General features: G+C 67.5%; 1 protein-coding gene. It reads left to right on the top strand.

Features of this window, described 5'->3' with window-relative positions:
- Positions 1-616 (top strand): methyl-accepting chemotaxis protein (locus B7K23_RS00010; protein ID WP_234996341.1); only part of this gene is annotated, 616 nt, incomplete at both ends.

The raw sequence follows: 616 nt of genomic DNA, 5'->3' as shown, positions 1-616 counted from the left end.
TCCGCGCAGACTGTCGCGGCTGCGGCGGAGGAGCTGTCGGCGGCGAACGCTCAGGTGGCTGCGGGCTCGCAGGAGACCTCGACCCAGGCTGGTGTGGTGGCGAACGCTGCCGATGAGGTCAACCGCAATGTGCAGACCGTCGCTTCCGGTGCGGAGCAGATGGGTGCGTCGATCAAGGAGATCAGCCACAACGCCAACGAGGCGGCGCGCGTGGCGGCCAACGCCACGACCGTGGCGGAGTCCGCGAACGATCAGGTCGGCAAGCTGGGTGCCTCCTCGCAGGAGATCGGCAATGTCATCAAGGTGATCACCACGATCGCGGAGCAGACGAACCTGCTGGCGCTGAACGCGACGATCGAGGCTGCGCGTGCCGGCGAGGCCGGTAAGGGCTTCGCGGTCGTGGCGGGCGAGGTCAAGGACCTGGCGCAGGAGACGGCCAAGGCGACCGAGGAGGTGGCGCGTCGCGTGGCTGCCATCCAGGAGGACACCGGTGGTGCTGTCGAGGCGATCAACGAGATCTCGGAGATCGTCAAGCAGATCAACGACTTCCAGATGACGATCGCGTCGGCGGTCGAGGAGCAGACCGCGACCACGGGCGAGATGAGCCGCGGTGTGG

It is taken from the genome of Demequina sp. NBRC 110054 (genome assembly GCF_002090115.1).
In the GTDB taxonomy this organism is placed as follows: Bacteria; Actinomycetota; Actinomycetes; order Actinomycetales; family Demequinaceae; genus Demequina.
Note: the sequence above shows the minus strand (reverse complement) of the source record. Positions and strands in the feature narration are given on the sequence as shown.